Source organism: Hymenobacter sp. GOD-10R, from assembly GCF_035609205.1.
In the GTDB taxonomy this organism is placed as follows: domain Bacteria; phylum Bacteroidota; class Bacteroidia; order Cytophagales; family Hymenobacteraceae; genus Hymenobacter.
In genome coordinates, this window is sequence record NZ_CP141184.1 from 1,609,931 (window position 1) to 1,631,533 (window position 21,603).

At 57.7% G+C, this 21,603-nt stretch carries 14 protein-coding genes; 7 read left to right on the plus strand and 7 right to left on the minus strand.

What is annotated here, in order from left to right:
• Nucleotides 1-135: 135 nt before the first annotated feature.
• Entirely contained in the window at nucleotides 136-984 is an 849-nt protein-coding gene (locus SD425_RS06610; protein ID WP_324676685.1) for a rhomboid family intramembrane serine protease, read from the minus strand.
• A 15-nt stretch (nucleotides 985-999) separates the two neighbouring features.
• Nucleotides 1,000-2,124, minus strand: coding sequence for a hypothetical protein (locus SD425_RS06615; protein WP_324676687.1), 1,125 nt, complete (start codon nucleotides 2,122-2,124; stop codon nucleotides 1,000-1,002).
• 158 nt (nucleotides 2,125-2,282) lie between these two features.
• Here SD425_RS06615 and SD425_RS06620 point away from each other — a divergent pair, with 158 nt between their 5' ends.
• The 4 genes from SD425_RS06620 to SD425_RS06635 all read left to right on the plus strand — a co-directional run bounded on the left by SD425_RS06620 (nucleotide 2,283) and on the right by SD425_RS06635 (nucleotide 6,314).
• Nucleotides 2,283-2,594 (plus strand): hypothetical protein, encoded by a 312-nt coding sequence (locus SD425_RS06620; protein ID WP_324676689.1) that lies wholly within the window; start codon nucleotides 2,283-2,285, stop codon nucleotides 2,592-2,594.
• A gap of 71 nt (nucleotides 2,595-2,665) precedes the next feature.
• Nucleotides 2,666-2,932 (plus strand): hypothetical protein, encoded by a 267-nt coding sequence (locus SD425_RS06625; RefSeq protein WP_324676691.1) that lies wholly within the window; start codon nucleotides 2,666-2,668, stop codon nucleotides 2,930-2,932.
• 114 nt (nucleotides 2,933-3,046) lie between these two features.
• Nucleotides 3,047-4,363, plus strand: a complete 1,317-nt coding sequence (locus SD425_RS06630; RefSeq protein WP_324676693.1) for a serine hydrolase — start codon at nucleotides 3,047-3,049, stop codon at nucleotides 4,361-4,363.
• 181 nt (nucleotides 4,364-4,544) lie between these two features.
• Nucleotides 4,545-6,314: a glycoside hydrolase family 10 protein gene (locus SD425_RS06635; RefSeq protein ID WP_324676695.1), complete on the plus strand. Its 1,770-nt coding sequence runs from the start codon at nucleotides 4,545-4,547 to the stop codon at nucleotides 6,312-6,314.
• 236 nt (nucleotides 6,315-6,550) lie between these two features.
• On the opposite strand, the gene SD425_RS06640 is transcribed toward SD425_RS06635, so the two are convergent.
• From SD425_RS06640 to SD425_RS06650, 3 genes are all read right to left on the minus strand, one after another.
• Nucleotides 6,551-7,831 (minus strand): hypothetical protein, encoded by a 1,281-nt coding sequence (locus SD425_RS06640; protein ID WP_324676697.1) that lies wholly within the window; start codon nucleotides 7,829-7,831, stop codon nucleotides 6,551-6,553.
• Nucleotides 7,832-7,866: 35 nt separating this feature from the next.
• On the minus strand, nucleotides 7,867-9,417 hold the full coding sequence (locus SD425_RS06645; RefSeq protein ID WP_324676699.1) for a SusD/RagB family nutrient-binding outer membrane lipoprotein: 1,551 nt from the start codon (nucleotides 9,415-9,417) through the stop codon (nucleotides 7,867-7,869).
• 75 nt (nucleotides 9,418-9,492) lie between these two features.
• A complete protein-coding gene (locus SD425_RS06650) occupies nucleotides 9,493-12,636 on the minus strand; it encodes a SusC/RagA family TonB-linked outer membrane protein (RefSeq protein WP_324676700.1) in 3,144 nt (1,047 codons plus the stop codon).
• A 462-nt stretch (nucleotides 12,637-13,098) separates the two neighbouring features.
• Between SD425_RS06650 and SD425_RS06655 the strand changes: the two genes are divergently transcribed.
• Nucleotides 13,099-14,277, plus strand: coding sequence for an acyltransferase family protein (locus SD425_RS06655; protein WP_324676701.1), 1,179 nt, complete (start codon nucleotides 13,099-13,101; stop codon nucleotides 14,275-14,277).
• A 166-nt stretch (nucleotides 14,278-14,443) separates the two neighbouring features.
• The gene (locus SD425_RS06660; protein WP_324676702.1) at nucleotides 14,444-15,628 is read left to right on the plus strand and encodes an acyltransferase family protein; all 1,185 of its coding nucleotides are present in this window, start codon (nucleotides 14,444-14,446) and stop codon (nucleotides 15,626-15,628) included.
• Between the two features lie 170 nt (nucleotides 15,629-15,798).
• Here SD425_RS06660 and SD425_RS06665 read toward each other — a convergent pair whose 3' ends face one another.
• Nucleotides 15,799-17,430, minus strand: a complete 1,632-nt coding sequence (locus SD425_RS06665; RefSeq protein WP_324676704.1) for a 3-(methylthio)propionyl-CoA ligase — start codon at nucleotides 17,428-17,430, stop codon at nucleotides 15,799-15,801.
• 329 nt (nucleotides 17,431-17,759) lie between these two features.
• Between SD425_RS06665 and SD425_RS06670 the strand changes: the two genes are divergently transcribed.
• Complete coding sequence (locus SD425_RS06670) at nucleotides 17,760-18,191, plus strand: OsmC family peroxiredoxin (RefSeq protein WP_416381025.1); 432 nt, start codon at nucleotides 17,760-17,762, stop codon at nucleotides 18,189-18,191.
• Between the two features lie 77 nt (nucleotides 18,192-18,268).
• Here the strand turns inward: SD425_RS06670 and SD425_RS06675 are convergent, their stop codons facing one another.
• On the minus strand, nucleotides 18,269-21,418 hold the full coding sequence (locus SD425_RS06675) for a glycoside hydrolase family 3 N-terminal domain-containing protein (protein WP_324676708.1): 3,150 nt from the start codon (nucleotides 21,416-21,418) through the stop codon (nucleotides 18,269-18,271).
• Nucleotides 21,419-21,603 lie beyond the last annotated feature (185 nt).

Sequence of the window (21,603 nt, forward strand, 5' to 3'; positions counted from 1 at the left end):
GAAAGAGAAGCACCTAGGCTACTCCGGTAAATATAGCCTGTACTGTATTGAGGAAAGATAGGTTTGAATTTTATTTGTGTGTGAACAGCTAAAATTGGTATGCAAAACAGGAAAGAAGAAGCCTGTATCAGCAGCCTAGCGTTCCTCCACAACTTTATGAGGCATAAGTAGACCCACCAGAACACCCGTAAGCAGCCCGCCCAAGTGGGCGGCATTGTCTGTGTTGCCAGATCCTTCTAGCCCAGCTAATAAACTGGAAAGCATAAGATAGAGTAACAGGCCGAACAGCGGGCGGCGTTGCTGCGGGCTCAACGGTGTGTTCTTGACAAAAGCCGTAGCAAGCAGCAACCCGTAAAGCCCGAAAATTGCGCCGGAAGCTCCCACTGAGTTGACGCCGCCTGGCATGTGCCACCACAAGCTAGCTAGGCTGCCGCCCACGCCACTCAGTAAGTACCCGAGCAGCAGCCGGCCGCGGCCAAACAGCGGCTCCGCGAGCAAGCCTAGCACTACGAGCGTGCCCGCGTTGAGCAGCAAGTGAGCCGGGCCGCCGTGCAAAAAGCAGCAGGTAAGTAGGCGCCACGGCTGCCCGTGTAAGGTAAGCGGCGAAAAATTGGAGCCCCACGCTACCAAGTCAGCGGAGCGCGGAGCCAGCAAACTACCCCCAGCTAGGCCCATCAGAAGGTAAACCACCAGGTTTACGTCGAGCAGGAGGGAGGTAACGACGTGGGAACCGCTCGGCCAGAACAGGGTATGAGCTAGGTCTTTTACTTCGTCGAGCCAAGTACGCGGGGGCGTCGGCGGAGCAGGTGAGGGCTGCACCTGGCCAGGCAGTTCGGTTGGGATAAGCTCTCGGCGCTGTAGCTCGCGCACGGCGGCTTGCACCAGCGGCGCCGGATAGCGGCGGGCGTGCTGGGTGAGGTAAAGTAGCTCGGCGTCCGTTTTGTGGGCTAGGGGCTCGGGTGGGAGAAGTGGGTCGGCCTCCATTACCTAGGGTGTAAATTAGTCTTCGGGGTGACTTGCCATGAAGCGTAGCGCTCCTTTAGTGTAAACAACCACAGCGCCATCGTGTGCTTGCGGGCCGAAGTAGCGGACGGCGGCCGAGGGCTGCACCACCAGAATGCGCCCGAGCGAATCGGCGGGCAGGGACTGCACTTCGGCTGGGGGTGCTCCGTTGGAAGGATTGCTGTGGAAGACCCGACCGTCAAGAATGTATATGGGATTGGCTCCGCCCTTCGGCTCAGGTAAACTCGTCACTAGCTGCGCGCCTTCTGGCAGGTCACCTCGCTTCGAGATAGCCGCAGGCGCAAGGCTGGTCAGCTTGCGTTGGCTGGCTGGCACGCCGAGTATCACCTGGCGCAGGTAATAGGCGGAGTCGCGGGTGGCGCTGGTAGAAGGCAGAAGCTGCGGCAAGCCTTGCGCATGGCGAAAAGCCATTTCGTTAATTGTTCGGACGCGTAGGTCGGCCGCATGCTCCATCACCGCCAGATGCTTTTTCATGGTGGGCTGAAGCTTGAGGTCGTACCTGAGCACATGGGTGAAGCTGCGCCACTGTTCACTATTCATCTCCAACAAACCCAAAAACCGCTCATCGGTTTCGTTTTGGATGGCTTGCGTGTAAAGATATTCCGCCTGGTCTTCGGCCGCCCAGTAGCGCCCAGCTAGCAGCAGATAATTGCGGATGGCCGTCGTATCGGACCGCTCGGTGGTGGGTAGCAGCGCTTTCTGCTGCTGCACTTGCGTCGTAACCAACGAGTCGAAGGTTTGTACCGGGCGCAGCGCTACGACCTTCAGAGCGGTTGGCCTTGCCTTCGGAGCCTTTGCAGCTGTTGGGGCGGAAGAGTCATAATAGCGCCAGCCTAGTAGGGTCAGCACCAGCAAACCTAGGCCGACGGCGGGGGCTACCCAGCGTCGTTCGGCGGGTAAATCGGCAAAATCAGGTTCGGTGGTTACAACATTTGTGTTTATTTCGGGCCGCGTATCGAAGCCGCGCTGGTGCAGCTCGCGCCGGGCGGCAGCCACCACATCGGGATGATAAAACTCGGGGTGCTGGATAAGATAACGCAGTTCGGCTTCAGTTTTTTGACTGAATGAATCGGCAGGGCGAGCAGCCGGAGAAGAAGACATAAATCGAAAATAAATAACGACGCAAAAAAGTAGACGATAACTTCCCTAAGTTGCGCAAAAGCTGTGCAACATTCGCACAAGCGCAAAACCACCTTGCTGAGCCCGCGTATATCGTGTGCTACTTCTCACCTCATACCCGTCAGACAGACGCTAGGATTATGGCAGAAAACAAGGAAATTCCCACCGATGCTCAAGCTATTGAGCAAGAGGGGACAGCACAGCCCGATCAGCGGCAGCCGGAAGGACGCCAGTTCCCCGACAACCACTCCGACGCGCTCCGAGGCCTCAACGCCGACGACAGCTCCGGCAGCGGTGGCACCGAAGGCGGGCATGAAATCAAAGGGAAAAATGTAAGCACCAGCACCCACTACGATAAGCCCGGCAATGCCGACGAAGGTGACGTAGGCGGGAGCACTGCCTCCAGCGGAACGGGAGTTTCGGGAGGCGAAACCGGCAAAGTGTCGTTGTAAGTAGTACCTTTCTGCCGCCGGCAGCAACGTGCGGCGGTTTCTTTCTTATCCACTTTTCTTCTGTTTCACTTATGGCTATTAAAACCCTGAACAGCCCAGCAAGCGGTAGCCAAACGGCTTTCGCGGACGACGATGTTTACACCCTAACGGCTCGCGCTGCCCAAGGCGGTCCAGATGACGACGATGACCTCGACGATGACGAGGACTTCGACGACGATGACGATCTGGATGTTGACGACGACCTAGAGGATGACGATCTGGACGCCGACGACGACCTCGATGATGATTTCGATGATGATCTGGAGGAGGACGACGACGATGACGACGACCTAGCCTAGGCTATACACTAAGTCAGCATGTTGCATTTGGCGACCTAAAAGGACCGCCACCACCCGTTGAAAAACGGTAGTGCTGTAGCTCAGAAGTTTGGGATAGACTATCTTCCCAGCCCTATGAATACTTCGCTTTCCGGATACCGCTGGTGGTGGCGGTCTTTTTTTGTTGCGGCGTACCTGCTTAGCAGCCAGCTAGGTATGGCGCAGCTTGGCAACCCGCTCCGCCGCGTGCTGCGCGCCGATACGGCTACGTTTGGACGCATCTTGCGCCAGCCCGACCGCTATCGGGTACAGATTCTCTACACCCGTATCAACCGCGACGGGCAGAATCGGCCGCACTTTCGTACTTATGGCTACCGCGTGCGGCCGCATGAGTATTTCTATCCGGCCAGCACGGTGAAGTTGCCTGCGGCGGTACTGGCGCTTCAGAAACTGCATCGGCTGCAAGCTCAGGTGCCTGGGCTCACGCCCGAGTCGCCGGTGCGGATCGATTCGTCCTTTGCGGGACAAACCATGGTGCGGCGCGACACTAGCGCAGCTGATGGACGACCTAGCCTGGCACAGTACATTCGCAAGGTGCTGCTCGTGAGTGACAACGATGCCTTTAATCGGCTGTACGAGTTTCTAGGGCAAGGTCCGCTGAATGAGGAACTGCACCGCAGGGGCTACGAGTCGGCGCGCATCATTCACCGGCTCTCCGTGGGCGACCAGGAGCCCGGCTCCCGCCACACCAACCCCATGACGTTTTACGCCGATACGGCTTTGCAGCGTCCTTTGTACCTGCAACCCGCGGCATTCAACGAGCAGCCTTTCCCAGCCGTGCGGCGCGACAACTTGCTTGTTGGAAAAGCCTACATGCAGGGTGACAAGCGTGTGGATGGTTCTGAGAATACCGTCCAGGTGAACAAACCGATGGACTTTACCACAAAGAATTTTATTTCCTTAGCCGACCTGCAAGGTGTCCTGCGCGCCGTGCTCTTTCCCGAAGCAGTACCAGTAAAGCAGCGCTTTGAGTTGGCCGAGGAAGATTATGCTTTTTTGCGTCGCTACCTGAGCATGCTGCCCCGCGAAAGTGCGCACCCACGCTACAACACGAAAGAATTTCCCGACAACTACGTGAAGTTTTTGCTGGCAGGTGGTGCGGCGGGTCCGCTGCCGGCGGGAGTGCGCATTTTTAATAAGATCGGGCAGGCCTACGGCTTTCTGATCGACAACGCCTACATCGTGGATCTAGACCGCAACGTGGAGTTCATGCTCTCCGCGGTGATTTATGCTAACTCCGACGAGGTGCTGAACGACGACCACTACGATTATGACACGGTCGCTTTTCCTTTCCTGCGCGACCTAGGTAAGGCCGTGTACCAGTATGAGCTACAACGGCCCCGCCGCCACAAGCCTGACCTTAGCCGGTTTCGGCTGCGCTATGCAGAGTAAGGTGCCGAGTGGCGGTACTTGAACCACTACTGTCTGGTGGAGTGCGATTCGCTGGACCTAGCGATTGAGCAGTTGAACGAGGAGGCATCTTTGCCGGTACAAACGGGATTTGCCGGCAAACTTTTGCTCCGCAAGCGAGGCGCTTGTGCGTAATTTGCATCACGTTTCTCTTTACGCGCTGATGCTCCGATCTTTTCCCGCCGTTTGCTCTGCTTTATTTTGTGTTGCTTTTAGCCTGTTGCTAGGGCTACCATTTTCTATAAAGGCCCAGCAGGTGCCGCCCAAGCGCGAACTACGCGGCGTTTGGATTGCAACGGTTGAAAATATTGATTGGCCGAGCGCCCGCGGATTACCAGCCGAGCAGCAGCGCCGCGAGTACCGCCGCCTGCTCGACGCCCAGCAGCACAATGGCATCAACGCGGTGTTTGTGCAGGTCCGTCCGTCGTCGGACGCATTTTACCAAAGCGAACTGGAGCCGTGGAGCAAGTGGCTGACGGGCCAGCAGGGCAAGGCACCTAGCCCATACTACGATCCACTGCTCTTTCTAATCGAAGAAGCGCACCTCCGCGGCATGGAGTTTCATGCCTGGTTCAATCCGTACCGAGCTTCTACCGATACGGCTACGCGCAAGCTAGCCCCCAACCATCCGTTTCGGAAGCACCCCGAGTGGTTTTTGCGCTACTCGGGCAAGCTGCTCTACAACCCTGGCTTGCCCGCGGTGCGTGAGTACATCACCCAGGTAATTCTGGACGTGGTGCGGCGCTATGACATCGACGGGGTGCACTTCGACGACTACTTCTATCCCTATCCGGAAGCCGGCCAAGTGATTCACGACGAGCTAGCTTTTGCAGAGTACAACCCTGATGGACTGAAGCTGTCCGACTGGCGACGCCAAAACGTGAATATCCTCGTCCGGGACCTGCACGCGGCCATTCAGCAGAACAAGCGCTGGGTGAAGTTTGGTATCTCACCGTTTGGCGTGTGGATGAACCAGAACGAGCACCCCGAAGGCTCCGCGACCAAGGCCTTTCAGGGCTACACGGGCCTGTACGCCGACGCCCGCGAGTGGATGCGCCAAGGCTGGGTCGATTACATTCTGCCCCAGCTATACTGGAGTACCAACTTCCGGGCGGCCGCTTACCCCGTGCTGGTCGACTGGTGGGCGCGCAACCACTTTGGGCGGCACCTCTACATCGGGCACGGGGCTTACCGCATGCAGGAGAGCACGAGGTCGGATACGACGTGGCGCAACCCGCGCGAGCTACCTAGGCAGGTGCGCCTAAACCGAAAGTATCCGGAAGATGTGAACGGAAGCGTGTTTTTCAGTGCCCGCTCGCTTATGGCGAATGCCAAGAGCACCACCGACTCCTTGCGCTGGCATGAATTCCGTTACCCGGCCCTTGTGCCCACGATGCCGTGGCTGGATGCCGTGCCACCGCGCCCAGCGCAGAACTTGGTGCTTACGCGCACCGGCCCCACAGCCATGCTCACGTGGCAGCCGGGACCTGCTGCGTCCGATGGTGATATCGCCCGGTATTATGTGGTGTACCGTTTTGCTCAAGGGGAAACTGCAACACCGGACGATCCGCGCTATATCATCGGCCTGGTGCCGCAGCTGCCAACCCACGCGCCGGTGCTAGTCGATACCTCGGCGCGGGCAAATACTGCGTACGCGTACTACGTGACGGCCGTCGATCGGCTGCACAACGAAAGCGCCCCAGTACGCGTGCTAACGACGGGTCGTTCGGCCGAAATTATTGTAGCTCAAGCTCCTAGTGCTGGTGCAGCACCTGCATCAGAAGTACCAGCTCCCGTGACGCGCCAAACACCTACACCGCGTGCTGGTACGTTGGTGCGCCCATCCACGACACCTAGTACCATCAAGACCAAAGTCAAAACGAAGCACCGCAAGCGAGGCAACTTCTTCCAACGTCTGTTTGGAGGTCGTTAGAACAGTAAGTTTATTCCCCAATTAGCCATCGTTTAAAAGAACGTCATGCTGAGCTTGTCGAAGCATCTCTACCGCCAAAGTAACTCTGATTACCATTGCAATAGAGATGCTTCGACAAGCTCAGCATGACAGCCGAATTTTAAAGTAAGAACATAGCTAGTAGCCTAGCTATCATGCATAAAAAAGCCCCTGGTTGAATAACCAGGGGCTTTTTTACTTAATGGAGTAGCCTGTCGCTACAACGAGCGATACTCAAACTTCACGCGTGCAATCGAGCTATTCGTACCCAGCCGGACGCCCGTAATGCGGAGCAGCATCACTTCAGCCGTACCCCGCACCTTCACGGCGTACACGTTGCCAACCACGGCGCTACCTAGGTCCGCCACGAGCGTGTTCTGAAACACAAAGTTGCCGACCGTATTAGCCGATGACTGCGCGTAGTAAGTAGCCGGTACCAGTGAAGCGGGGACTTGGAAAACCCGCGTAGTGTTGCCGGCCGCCAGGGTAACGCTGGTAGCCGTGGAGCCGGTCGCTATCAGGTCTTTGGCTGTGGCCGCATTGGCGGCAGCCTCGTTCTGACCTAGCTTTAGGTTGAAGGCTAGCGAATCGGGGGAGGAGCCGGGGCCGAAGCTAACGGACCCGCGCCGCACGGTAGGCAAAGGCGTCTGTGCAGCCACGGTGATGGCCGGCGTTACTACGCTGGCCGCGTAGGGCTGGGAGCTAGGGGCTGGCTTCGAGTAAGTGACGAACACAAACTGAACAGACTGACCCGTAGTAGCCGCCGCCGGAACGCGCAGGTCGATGGTGCGGGTATTGGCGGCGCCCGTTGTAGGGTTACGTACTGAGCCGATGCGCACCGGCGTCTGCGTCCCGATCTGGTAGAAGTACGATAAGCTATCCACGGCCTTAAACAGCGTCGACGTGCTAGGCGTGGTCGGGACGGTGGCAATACCGCCCTCGTTAATCACCAGCGAATACCCGATCAGGTCGTTGGCGCTTTGGGCAGTGGCGGCCAGACCGTTGCGGTACGTGACCGGCGCCGTGGCTGCTAGCTTAAGAGTGGGGGCAGCAGCCACGTTATAAGTGAAGCGCCGCATCCGCGAACCGCCGTTGGTGAAGTTCGTCGTTACGTCGACCCGCACGGCGGTTTTGTTCGCTAGGTTCGCCGGCACCACGTACTCTATTGGCTGTATTAGCAACTTGGAGGTGGGATCTACAAACGGATTATTCACCGGATACGTGCCTACCACCATCGAATCTTGGTTGGCCACCACCTGGAAGATGGTGAAGTCGCGCACCTGGTCGGTTTGGTTGTAGCCCATAAAAATCGTGATGGTTTCGCTCGGCGCGTATTTGGTGATGGTCGTCACGTTGGCGCCGAGCAAAGCTAGGCCCGGCTCCGATTGCAGCTGGTAGTAGGTATCGACGGGCTCTTTTTCGCAGCTAGCTAGCCCGCAGGCGACGAGGCCAAGCAGCACGAATGAGCGCAGGGTCGTGAAAAGTTGAGAGTATGTCATGGAGGTAAAGCAGAGAAGCGTCAGCGAAAGGACAGTTATGGCTGGTCGAACCACATAGGCCGCGTAATGTAGTCGGGGTCGTTGCCGCCGATGCGCGCAATCTCGTTGGGGTTATACAGCACCTCGGTTGCGCCCGGCAACAAGCGCCGTGGGAAACGGTCCTTGTAATCTGGCTTGCTCGCCAAGGTGGAGTTCACATTGAGCGTAGGGTACACGAAGTTCACGTAGATCGTCGGGTCGAAATCCAAGCGGCGCAGATCCGACCACGAATCGGGGTTCAGAAACATGGCAATGTACTTCTGCTCCATAATGCGGCGTAGCGTCAGGTCGGCTTCCGTTTGGGCTACGGCAGCGCTAGCCAGGTAAGCCGTAATCTGGGCTTCGCTGATGGTGGGGAACGTAACAGCCGGCGCCGAGAACGTGCCGCCGACACCGATTTTGCGCATGTGCGTCTGAATGCCAGCGCGGTATGCTGCTAATGCCCGCGTCTTATTACCAGCCCGAAAAGCAGCTTCGGCCTCGATAAACTTCAGCTCGTGGTAGGTGATGACTTCGAAGTAACCTAGGTCACGGGCGTACCAGCTAGCGTAGAAGTCGGTGATGGTAGAGCCCGGCGTCAGGTTCGTTGTGGTGCCGGCGCCGGGGTCGGCGCCGGTGCTGGTAGTGGGCGCCATAATGCCAAACCGCGGGTCGATGACGCCAGGGTACGTGGTGCCGTTCAGGTATTTGATGATGTTCGTGGAAAACGTCGCCGTACCGAAGTTCGCCCGCGTCGTGCCGAAGATATTGGTGGTGTTGGTCAGCGGCGAAACAGCTGTTTGATACTGAATCTGCGCGTCGTCGGCTGTGGAGGTAAAGGCTTTGTCGCACAGCGCGAGTACCGCGTTTGGATTATAAGCACCGCTGGCAGCCTTCTTCGTTAAGTGCTGAAGCTGGCGGGCCTTCAAGGCGTAGCAAAGCTTCACCCATTTCGCCGGGTCACCCTTATACAGAATGTCGCCGCTCTCGCTAGGTGTGGTGCTATACAGCGCTCGGAAGTTTTCGGACGACGGCCGGCTCATCTCCACAATGCCCTCGTCGAGCAGCTGGTTGATGTTGCCGTAAATCTGCTCTTGCGGATCGTACTTGGGCGTGTAGTTGGCGCCGCCCTGGTAGGCTTCGCTGTAGGGCACGTCGCCGAGCATATCCGTTACGTGGGCCAAAATCACGGCCTGCATGATCTTGCCGGCTCCCACGTAGTACGGCGAGCCTTCTTCCTGCGCCGCCTTTATCATGGGCGGAATATTACCCCCTGACTGGAAGTAGGAGTAGTTGAAGGTGTTGGTGCTGTTTGCGTTCGTGAGGTAGTACTGGTCGTTGCCGCCGCTGTTGCGGGTGCGGCTCACAAGGTACTGCGTGATGTAAGGCGTACGCAAGGCCGAGAACATCTGCGTCTGGATGCCATTGCTGATGATGCCCGGCAACAGGAAGTTCGGGGTCGAGGAGATGGGGTTATTGGGATTGTCGTTGACGTCGAGATACTTCTCGCACGACGTGAGCGTGCCGCCCCCCAGCAGCAGCCCCAGAAATAGAAGATATTTTTGCATGTTATTGAGTGGTAAATGCTTGTGCTTAAATGGTTGAAATAAGCCATTCAGCCTTTCGCCATTTACCTGTATGGTTTAGAAATTGACCCGCAGGCCCATGTCCACCCCGCGGGTAGCGGGGATGTTGCCGTAGTCGAGGCCACCCGAGCCACCGCCACGCACACCAGCGCCAGCCGTGGCCGTTTCGGGGTCGGTGCCAGTGTATTTGGTCAGCAGCACGAGGTTACGACCCGTTACGCTCAGCTCTACTCCTTTAATAAAGGTGCGATTAGCTAGTAGAGAAGCGGGCAGCGCGTAGCTCAGCGTCACGTAGCGCAGGCGAGCCCACGAGCCGTCTTCGATGAAGGCGGTACCAACCCGACCTAGGGTCGAGACGAAATAAGACTGAGTCAACTCTACAGGCCGTGTGTTTTGCACGTAGCTGGTAGTGCCGTCAGCATTCTTCTGCGCCACTACTCCGTCGAACACGGTTTGCTTGTAGCGGTCTAATGTCCGCTTAGACGTACCCGTGGTCGTCTGGTACAAGTCGTTGCCGTTCACCACTACACCACCTTTGCGGAAGTCCATGAGCGACGTCAGCGACAAACCTTTATAGGTGAAGGTGTTGGTGAGCTGTAATGTATACTTCGGCGCCCGATTGCCGGCGTATATGAAGTTGGTATTCACCGATGGATAGCCGCTGGCACCAATCAGGATTTTACCAAACTCAGGGCTGCTCGTATCCGTCACGCGCACAAAATCGGTAGCGGCAATACCCGAAATAGAGCGACCGGGGAAGGCACCCCCTTCGTGCACGTCCGTAACGAACGCATCCGACTGGTACACTACCGTCAAGGGGAAAGGCAGCGACTCAACTCGGTTAGTGTTATGATAGAAGTTGGCCAGCACGTCCCAGGTGAAGCCGCTGTGCGTCTTCATGGGCGTACCCGATAGCGCAATTTCCTGACCTTCGTTCGTTACGACACCTCCGTTGATGTACTGCAAGATGAAGCCGGTGGCCTGGCTCACGCGCGGCGCAATTAGCTGGTCGCGGGTGCGGGTGTAGTAGTAGTTGAAGTCGAGACTGAGGCGGTTTTTGAAGAACTGTAAGTTCACGCCACCCTCGTAAGAGCGGGTGCGCTCCGGCTTGAGAATGGGGTTAGAGCCGAAAAAGTCGTTGCGGAAGCCACCGCCGATGTACGTGTTCGTGGTGAGCGGCGACTGCACGCGGTACGGGCCCGTATCGCGGCCCACTTCAGCTACCGACGCCCGGATTTTGCCGTAGTTCAGATACTGGTTTTGCTCCAGGCCTAGGATCTTGGTGAACTCATACCCGAGGCCCACCGAGCCATAGGCGAAGCCCTTGCCGAAGATCTTGCCTTCGTTGGGGCGCGGCAGGGTGGAGGATTTGTCGTAGCGAATCTGCGCTTCCAGCAGCAGCTGATCGAATACGGCCATGTTCAGGCGCGCAAAGGAGCCAATCAGCCGGCGGATAGAATTGCGCTCCAGCGCCCCGCGGTTAACGGTATTGTTGATGCCGATAAAGTTGGGGTTCTGAAAAATCAGACCTAGGTAGTCCACGGCGTCCACGCGGTTCTGCTCGATGGTGTTGCCGAGCAGCAACGTGCCCCGCAGGTTTTGGCTGAACTGGTGGTTGAAATTCGCGAGGGTGGTGGCCGTCAGCTGGCGGGTCTGGTCAACCGTTTGGGCGATGCCGCCGTTCTGGTTGCCCACCTGCGAGGTGCCCACAGCCCGTACCGACTGTGTGCGTGCTGTGTAAAAGTCAGTGCCAATGTTGTGGCTTAGCGTTACCCATTTGAAAGGCGTGAAGCTCAGCTGGGCATTGCCGATAAAGCGGTTGGTGCGGTCGGTTTGCGGGTTTTTCTGCACCGACCAGTAGGGGTTGTCTGCGTCGTTGTCGGTGCCGTTGCCGAGCGCCAGCAGGCGGCGACGCGAGCCATCGGGGTTTAGGTAGTTGCGGGCGTCATCGTTGCGGGGCCAGTTGAGCAAGCTCAGCAGAAAGCCACCCGACGAGCCAAATAGGCCGGGGCCTTGCAGCGGCCGCTCAGCGCCCGAATTGAGGTATTGCGCGGAGCCCGTTACGCTGAACTTAGGCGAAATCTGGGCCGTGCCCGATACCCGCACGGTGGTCTTGTCATACTTGCTCTGCGGCGTTACGCCGGTTTGCTTCAGGTTGGAAGCCGACAGCGCGAACGTGGCCTTCTCCGAGCCGCCCGACATGTTCAGGAAATTCTGGTACGAGTAGCCTTTCTGAAAAAAGTCCTCTAGGTTGTTGTACACGGTTTGGCCGGGTGCAAAGCGCGGACCCCACGAATTGCGCGTGGTGCCGTCGAAAACGCCTCCGGAGCCCTGCTGATACTGATCCTGCAACTTGGGAAACCGGTTTACTTCATCCACCGAAAACTGCGTACGGTAGTTTAGGGTAGTCGTGCCCGCCTTGCCTTTCTTAGTGGTAATCACCACGGCGCCGTTGGCGGCATTCAGGCCGTAAATAGCCGCAGCAGCGGGGCCTTTCAATACTGTGATGCTGGCAATGTCTTCGGGGTTTATATCACCGGCGCGGTTGGCCGAGCCCACCGACCGGCCTAGGAGGCCATTGAAGGCCGAGCCGCCGCCGGGCGCGGTGCTTTCCTGAAACGAGGAGTTGTCCATGATCATCCCGTCAATCACGAACAGCGGCTGGTTGTTGCCGTCGAGCGAAGTGCCGCCCCGGATAACGATAGAGGCTCCTTCGCCGGCGCCACCGCCTGAGCTAGTGATGTTTACGCCTGCCACTTTGCCCTGGAGCGCGTTCACCACGTTGGGCTGCCGCGAGTCAATGATGTCCTTGGATTGCACGGTCTGGACGCTTGACACTAGGTCTCGTTTGTCCTGGGCCACGCCATAACCGGTTACCACTACCTCGTCCAGGCTCTTGGTGTCGGTGTTCAGGCTCACGTCGATGGTGTTGCTATCAGCCTTACGCTCTACAGCCGTGTACCCGATGAAGCTGATAACCAGAGTGCTGCCGGCCGGAACATTGGGAAGGGTGTAGCGTCCTTCGCCGTTGGTCTGGGTGCCGTTGGTGGTGCCTTTTACCACCACGTTCACGCCCGGAAGTAGCGTGCGGTCGGTAGCGCCAGTGACCACACCTGTAATGGTGCGCGTGGTCTGAGCAAAACTGTGGTTGGACCACAGTAACACGCTCAGCGCCATGAAAAACCATAAAAGTTTTTTCATTGGAAATTGGTAAGAATGAAGGAAAAGAATTGAAAAGAAACGGCCGGAATCACGATATAGATCGAAGAATTCCGGCCGAAAACGGTGCTGCTATTGATAGAAAAATGAACAACGGCAGCGAGTAGACATAGAGCGCAGTGAGACAGAGAAGCTGAACAAGGCTGTTTTGAGCCTCAAAGTCAACAGTTAAAGACCCAATCTAAAAAGCTGCCCTAGGTTAGTCAACTATATAAGCGATTCGCTATGATACTTTTGCTGCTTACCATCCTTGGGATAATCGCAAGCGAACGTAAATTTTATCATAATAAATTGATAATGTGTACTAAGCATAGTTGGGGTTTGGCCGAGTACATTTTTGCTGCAAGTAGCATTTTTTGCTGAACGGCTTCCGCGCTAAAAAGCTAGCTTAGCGAAGTGGTGGCTAAGGGTGGCCGCCAAGGCAGACTTTTCTTCGCGCTCCTTATGCAAGCTACTACTCAAGCCGCCGTGCAGACTACCGCTAGCGTACCCCTGGTGGAGGCCTCGCAGCCCGGCCGTCTCGTGTCGCTCGACGTGTTTCGCGGCATCACCGTGATGGCCATGATCCTGGTGAATAACCCCGGCGACTGGGGCCACATCTATGCGCCGCTGGAGCACGCCAAGTGGAACGGCTGCACGCCTACCGACCTTATCTTTCCTTTCTTTTTGTTCATCGTGGGGGTGTCGTTGGTGTACGCGCTCAGCTCGGCCAAGCAGGCCGCGCAGGGGCAAAGCCAAGTGGTGATGCGCATCGTGCGGCGGGCAGCGGTGCTCTACGGGCTAGGGTTGTTCGGGGCGCTGTTCCCCAGCTTCGACTTCAGCACTGTGCGCCTGCCTGGCGTGCTAGCGCGCATTGCCGTTGTGTTTTTGATCTGCGGCATTCTCTTCCTGAAAACGAACTGGCGCACACAGGCGTGGCTGCTGCTCAGCATTCTCGTTGTTTATAACGTGCTGATGCAGCTCGTGCCAGTACCGGGCTTTGGACCCGCTAACCTCAATCCGGAAACAAACCTAGGTGCCTGGTTCGACCGCCTCATCTTGGGCGAGGCGCACCTCTGGAAAAGCAGCCGCACCTGGGACCCAGAAGGTTTGCTAAGTACATTACCTGCTGTGGGTACCGGCCTGGCCGGTATGCTCACGGCCCAGTGGCTACGTCGCTCCGACCTCGATGCGGCTACCCGAGTGGCGTGGCTGTGCGTGGTAGGTGGCGGCGCGGTCGTGCTCGGTATGATCTGGAATGGCTGGTTTCCTGTTAACAAAGCACTGTGGACTAGCTCTTTCGTGCTCTACACGGGTGGGTTAGCTGCCGCGGCACTGGCCATCCTCTACTGGCTCTGCGACGTGCAAGGCTTCCGGGGTTGGATCAAGCCGTTCTTGGTGTTCGGAGTGAACGCCATTACCGTGTTCTTCCTATCGGGTTTGGTGCCGCGGCTGCTCAACATGATCAAGGTGCCGGGCGCAGATGGTGCACCAACGGGGCTACGCACCTGGCTCTACGACACGCTTTTTGTCCCGTACTTCAGCCCGATCAATGCCTCGCTCGCCGGCGCTATTGTGTGCGTCTTAGTTTGGCTTGGCATCTTGTGGGTGATGTATCAGAAGCGCATCATTATCAAGGTTTGACGAAGTAACGCCTAGCGGGAAAGGGATTTCTGCGCTACACAGGGTTTATGGCCCAAGGTTTTCGCGCACAATAGGAAGAGCTCTTATCAATAGCTAGGTTCTAGCAAGCAGCGGCGAGGCGGGTACTGTCTTGCCGCTCGCTCGATTTATACTATCACACGTATCTATGCCTACTACTACCCAAGCTGCCCAAGCAACTACGGGCGCCACACCGCTCGCCGAAGCTTCGGGGCCCGCGCGGCTGCTATCCTTGGATGTATTTCGAGGACTGACCGTGGTACTGATGCTGCTCGTCAACTTCCCCGGCGACTGGCACTATTACTACGAGCCGATCACGCACGCCCCCTGGAACGGCTGCCGGCCCAGCGACTTGGTGTTTCCGGGCTTTCTGTTTATAGTAGGAGTATCGCTGGTGTACGCGCTGGCCTCTACCCGGCCGGACCCAGCCCGACACGGACGGGCGCTAGGGCGAGTCGCCCGGCGGGCAGCTATTTTGCTGGTGCTGGGCATGCTTATCGCCCTGTTGCCGCACTTCTACTTCACCAGCTTCCGGATTCCGGGCGTGTTGCAGCGCATTGCACTGGTCTTTTTGGTGTGCAGTATCCTATTTCTGAAAACAAACTGGCGCACGCAATTCTGGACACTAGTGGGGCTGCTGATTGGCTACAACCTACTGATGCAACTCGTGCCGGTGCCGGGCATCGGGCCAGCTAACCTCGACCCCGAAACAAACCTAGGTGCCTGGCTCGACCGGTTGGTATTTCGGCGGGCCCACCTCATGCTCGATCAGCAGGGCTGGGATGCGGAAGGCCTGCTGAGCACCTTGCCCGCTATTGGAACGGGGCTGCTCGGGGTACTAGCCGGTCAATGGCTGCGCCGACCTGGCGTGAGCCCGACCAACAAAGTCGTGTGGCTGTTCGTGGCGGGTAGCTTGGCTATCGTGCTAGGGTTGATCTGGAATGGGTGGTTTCCCATCAATAAAAACCTGTGGACTAGCTCTTACGTGCTTTACTCGGGCGGTATTCTTACGCTGGTGCTAGCTATACTCTATTGGCTCTGCGACGTGCAAGGCTTTCGCGGCGCTTGGACCACCTTCTTCCTGATCTACGGCGTCAATGCCTTTGCCGTATTCTTTCTCTCCGAAGCCGTCGACCGGGTGATTTCGCGCCTCAAGATGCACGATGCTTCCGGGGAGAAAGTGTACTTCCGCGACTGGTTGTACAACCACTACGTTGTGTCGCACTTCACTGATTTACGCCTTGCATCGCTAGCCTGGGACCTAGCCTACCTATTGCTCTGGACCGTGCTGCTGGCGTGGCTCTACCGCCGGCGAATTATTATAAAGGTGTGAATTTAGACGAGCTAGAAGTTAGAGCTAGGAAGCTCCCCTCCTTTTCTAAGGAAGGGATTGGGGGTGGTTAAGAGCATTGAACGATACTAGTTCTAGTTTTCTAATTCTAGTTGGACCACCCCCAACCCCCTCCTTAAAAAAGGAGGGGAGCTTAGACCTAGCCCTAACTTCTACCTAGCTCCTTCAAACGCATACCCCGCAAAATCCTGTCGGAGCTTGGTTTTGAGGAGCTTGCCGGTGGCGGTGTGGGGTAGTTGATCCACAAATGCTACGGCGTCGGGTTTCCACCAGTGCGCTACTTTGCCTTCGAAGAAGTGCAGCAGCTCTTCCTGGCTTATGTCGGCGCCGGGTTTGCGCACTACGATGAGCAAGGGCCGCTCGCTCCACTTGGGGTGGGGTACCCCGATAACTGCTGCTTCCGCTACGGCGGGGTGCGCTACGGCTAGGTTCTCCAGGTCGATGGAGCTGATCCACTCGCCGCCCGATTTGATGACGTCCTTCGAGCGGTCGGTGATTTGCATGAAGCCGTCGGGGTCGATGGTGGCTACGTCGCCGGTGCGGAACCAGCCGGTCTTTGTTAGCTCGCCGGGGTGCGCCGTGCCGAAGTAGTCGCCCACGATAAAAGGGCCACGCACGAGCAGGTCACCGAACGCCACACCGTCGTGCGGCAGTTCTTGGCCTTCGTCGTCCACAATCTTCATATCGACGCCGAAGATCAAGCGGCCCTGTTTGGTCTTGAGAGCGAACTGTTCGTCTTCGGAGAGTTGTAGGTTCTTGGACTTCAAGGTGCTTACGGTGCCGAGTGGGCTTGTTTCGGTCATGCCCCAGGCGTGGCGAATTTCGATACCTAGCTCTTGGTCGAAAGCCTTTAGCAAGGCGGGCGGGCACGAGGCGCCACCCACAATCATGCGCTTCAGGGTAGTAAACTGGAGCTTTTTCTCCCGCATGAAGGTGAGCAACCCAAACCAGATGGTAGGCACACCGGCCGTGAACGTGACGCCTTCTTGCTCAAATAATTCATACAAGCTAGCGGCATCGAGCCCCGGCCCGGGCATGATAAGTTTGCAGCCGTTGAGCGGCGTCATGTACGGAATGCCCCAGGCATTGACGTGGAACATGGGCACCACAGGCAGCACCACATCGCGCGACGAGCAGTTGAAGCAGTCGGGCAGGGAGGCGGCGTAGCTGTGCAGCAGCGTGGAGCGGTGGGAGTAGAGCACGCCTTTGGGCTCGTCGGTGGTGCCCGACGTGTAGCAGAGCGAAGAAGCGGTGTTTTCGTCGAACACCGGCCACTCAAATTCTGTGCTTTGTACCGCCAGGAGTTCCTCGTAGCAGCGCAGATCAACTGCTGACCCAGCGGGCATGTGGGCGCGGTCGGTTAGCAGAACCCAGCCTTCCACGGCGGGGCATAAGGGCGCCAGGCGCTCTACCAGCGGCAGAAACGTCAGATCGAAGAAGATGAACCGGTCGGCGGCGTGGTTGATGATGTACACCAACTGCTCCGGAAACAGGCGCGGGTTAATGGTATGACACACAGCCCCGATGCCCGACACGCCATAGTAGAGCTCAAAGTGGCGGTGGGTATTCCAGGCCAGCGTCCCGACCCGGTCGCCTGGGGTAACACCTAGGGCCAGCAAGGCGTTGGCGAGCTGTTTGGCCCTTTGGTGAGCGGCGTGGTACGTGTAGCGGTGAATGTACCCTTCGGGCAGGCGGGAGACTATTTCGGTGTCGGCGTGCCACTTCGCTGCGTGCTCCAGGAGCCCGGCAATGCGCAGCGGCTGATTCATCATCAGACCTAGCATGGTGAGGAAGGGGTGGGGTGGGACAGATCAGGCTTAAAATAAAGATTTTCCCTGAACAACCCCTCTCTGTGCCATAGACCTAGCACGAAAACCGGTTGCTCGGGAACAAGCTAGGTGGTCAACGCCAGCAGAAACACGTTGGTATAAAACCATTGAACGTTCTGGCAGTTGAGCTTGTAGGCTGCGCAAAAAGTGATATTTTTCATAACCAGAATAAGTTACAGGGCAGAGCCGCGGAAGTCATCCGCTCTGTGCTTGTGCTTCAGCAAGCCAAGCGTTGCCTAGCTACTTTATAGAAGTACGTATAACATTGATTGCATCAGATGAGTATGAAGCGTTCCGCTACGGCGCACTGGATTGGGTCTGGTACAGCCGGCACAGGCCAACTAAATACCCCGAGTAAGGTGTTGAGGCAGGCGCAGTATTCCTACTTAACACGCTTCGCCGACGGCATCGGAACCAACCCCGAGGAGCTGGTAGCGGCCGCACACGCCGGGTGCTTTTCCATGAAGCTAGCGTTCAATATGCAAGCCATTGGGCTGGTACCTAGGTCCATCGACACGCGGTGCGAGGTAGTGCTCGAAAACGGCACCATTGTGAGCTCGCACCTGCAAGTAGAAGCCGTCGTTCCTAATCTGACGCCGGAACAGTTCGAAGAGCTCGTAGCCGATGCCCGGCAGAACTGCCCGGTCTCGAAGCTACTTACCATCGCTACTACTTCCGAGGCCCTCCTCAAGCAAACGGCTAGTTCGGCCAACTAACATCATCCTAAGCTAAGAAGCCCGAACAACTGCCGCTGACGCAGTCGTTCGGGCTTCTTAGTTGTCTAAACCTATGCTTACTGCCTCTTCGGGGCAGTCGATTCGCTTTGCGCTTTGCCGGGGCTTTGCGCCGCTTCGATGGCTACTTGCAGGATGTTGGTCCGCACGTTCAGCTGCGAGATTTTATTGTTGCGGCGCGTCGGATTCACGCGGTTGGAGAGGAACACAACCACCAAGTCTTCCTGGGGCTCCACCCACCAATAGGTGCCCGTGTAGCCCGTATGACCAAAGCCACTCTGCGAGGCGTTCTTCGACGCATTGACTGTTGGGTTGGCTGCAGGCCGGTCGAAGCCGAGGGCGCGGCGGTTGTCAGGGCAGAACTGGCACCGCTCGTACTCAGCCAGCGTTTCGGCTTTGATGAGCTGCTGCCCGCCGTAACGGCCATTCCAGGCGTACATCTGCACGAGCTTCGCTAGGTCGTTGGCGTTGGCAAAAAGCCCCGCGTGACCCGACAAGCCGCCGAGCAGTGCCGCGCCTTCGTCGTGCACGGTGCCGTAGAGCTGCTGACGCCGGAACAGCGAGTCGTACTCCGTCGGCACGATGCGGGCCAGCGGGAAGCGGCGCGTGGGCGTGTAGCCAATGGTTGTGGCCCCGAGTGGCTTGTAAAAGTTCTCGTACGCAAACTGGTCAAGCGGCTTGCCCGAGGCCGCTTGCACGAACACAGGGTACATGATAAAGGAGAGGTCGGAATACACGTAGCCCGGCTTCTCGTTTAGCGGCGACTCGCCAATGGCCTTGTGGATGCGCTTTGGGAAATCTTTGCGGGCCCAGAGCTGGCGCGTAGCCGGCAGCGGGAACCGACCTGACGAATCGGTGCGGAAGAAGCGCCGACGCAGGGTGCCGTCCTTCTTCGTGTAGTCTTTCCAGAACGGAATCCAGGCTTTCAAGCGCGCCTGGTGGGTCAGCACGTCGCGTAGCTTGATGGGGTTCTTATTTGTGTCCTTAAACTCCGGGAAGATCTGGCCCATCGTCATATCGGGGTTGAACTTGCCCTCGTCTTGCAGCTTCATCAGCGAAGGCAGCGCCGCCGATACTTTCGTGAGGGAAGCTAGGTCGTAGATGTCGGTATTGCGCACCGGGCGGCTGGGCTTACCAGCTTGGAAGGGTGCGTCGGCAAAGCTGTGGGTGCCGTAGCTTTTGCGCAGCACCACGGTGCCTTTGCGGGCAATGACCACCTCGGCACCGGGCAGCGCTTTGGCTGCAATAGCGCCATTTACAATGGAATCGATGCGCGCTTCCAGGTTGTTATTCATGTTCGCGGCCTCGGGGTAGCTGTAAGCGAGGCGCATGCCGCCCTGCGTCGTCAGGCCCGACCCAATGGAGAAGCGGTTGCTAACGGTTACCGGCAGCTTGCCGGTGGCACCTAGGCCCCCGAAGATGATTTCGGCGGTTACTTCCTGCGCGTTCTGGCTTTCCTGGTAGGCGAGCAGCACAGCATCGGCGCGGTCTAGGTCGCGGAGGCGGGCCAGCGAGTAAGCGTTGCCAAACACGCTCACAATCACCTTTTGCTTCTGCCCAACCAACTCGTGCAGCAGCACGTTGGCTTCCGGCGTCACGCCGAAGTTCGTGGCGGGCAGACTACCTAGGTTGTTTACGCCAATAAGCACCGTGTTATACGGCTTCAGGGTTTCGCGCATGGCAGTCAGCTCGTTGAGCGAAGCCGTAGCGGAGAGCCAAAAGTGCTGCACGGGCGCGTAGTCGGCTGCCATGCGCTGGAAAAACGTGGTGTCTTTAGTACCAATAGTAAGCGTGGCGAGGCGTAATGTATCGAGGCGCTGCAACGGCAACAGGTTCTGCTGGTTGCGCAGTAGCGTCACGCTCAGCTCCGAGAGGCGCCGCGTGAGGTAGTTCGCATGCGGCGTGTTCAGGTCCTGGTAAAGGTTCCGTAGGTCGATGGGCTTATAGTGGTCGAGTCCCGACCACTGTTTGAGCGCCAATACCTTGCGGCAGCGGGCATCGATTTCCTCTTGGCTGATCTGGCCTTGGTTAATGGCCTCCCGCACCATGCGCAGTGCCAGCGGAATGTTACGCGAAAACTCCAGAATATCGTTGCCAGCCAGGATGGCGAGCAAGTCAGCATCGCCAGGCGGGTACTTGCTAATGACGCCCTTCATGTTCATGGCGTCGGTAAAAATCATGCCCTGAAAACCTAGCTTTTGCTTCAGCAAATCCGTCACAATCGGTTTGGAAAGCGTCGACGGCATACCGGTGCTGTCGAGCGCCGGAATGTTGAGGTGGGCAATCATGACCCCACCTAGGCCACGGCGCATTAAGCTACGGAACGGAAATAGCTCCAGCGTATCGATGCGGCGCTGATCGACACGAATGAGGGGCAGAGCTAGGTGCGAATCGGTGTCGGTGTCGCCGTGGCCGGGGAAGTGCTTGGCTACGGCCAGCACGCCCGCGTCCTGCATGCCCTTCATGTATTGGTAGCTTTTCTCGTTCACGTTCTCGCGGTTTTCACCCCACGAGCGGAAGCCGATAACGGGGTTGCTGGCGTTGTTGTTCACATCGACCACCGGCGCAAAATTGACGTGCATGCCGAGGCGCTTGAACTGCCGCGCAATCTCCTGGCCCATGGTATACAGCAGCTTATTATCACGGATGCCGCCCATGCTCATCTGATAGGGAAAGCGCGTGGTGCTATCCAGGCGCATCCCCACGCCCCATTCGCCATCCATAGCTACTAGCAGCGGCACCTTGGCTTGGCTCTGGTAGCGGTTTACCAGCTTGCTCTGCCGCACGGGTCCACCTTGAAAGAAAATCAGGCCGCCCACGCCGTACTGCTGCACCAGCGTCGACACCGAGTCTTCGTCGATGCGCTTGCGGTTTGAGTAGGCCGCCACCATAAACAGCTGGGCTACCCGCTGATCCGGAGTGAGCGTCTGCATCACCGAATCGACCCAACGGGAGCGGGCGAGCTGCGAGGCAAAGGGCACAGGCGCGTTGCGCGCCTGTGCCGCGGCCAAGGCTTTCTGCGCGGCCGCCGCTTTGGCACGAGCCGCTTTGCTTAACGGCGCTGCTCGGCTCGTGCGCCCTTGTTGGGCCACGGTGCGCTTCGTTTGCTTGGTTGACGTTTGTTTTCTGGGCTGTTGAGCGAGACTAATCTCGGCGCTCAGCAAAGCGAGCAACAGCAGCAGAGAGGAGAGGGAGCGAGATAAAGACAAGGCAGTTCGCAAGGTTCAGGTAGTGTGAATTGCGAAAATAGCCTAATTGCTGGGAAAGGTTAGAAAAAACAAAGGTGTTATACCTTATAATAGAACGTCATGCTGAGCCCCGCGAAGCATCTCGTCTGCAAGAGCAACTCCACTTATCAGGATATTACCATTGCACGTAAGATGCTTCGCGGGGC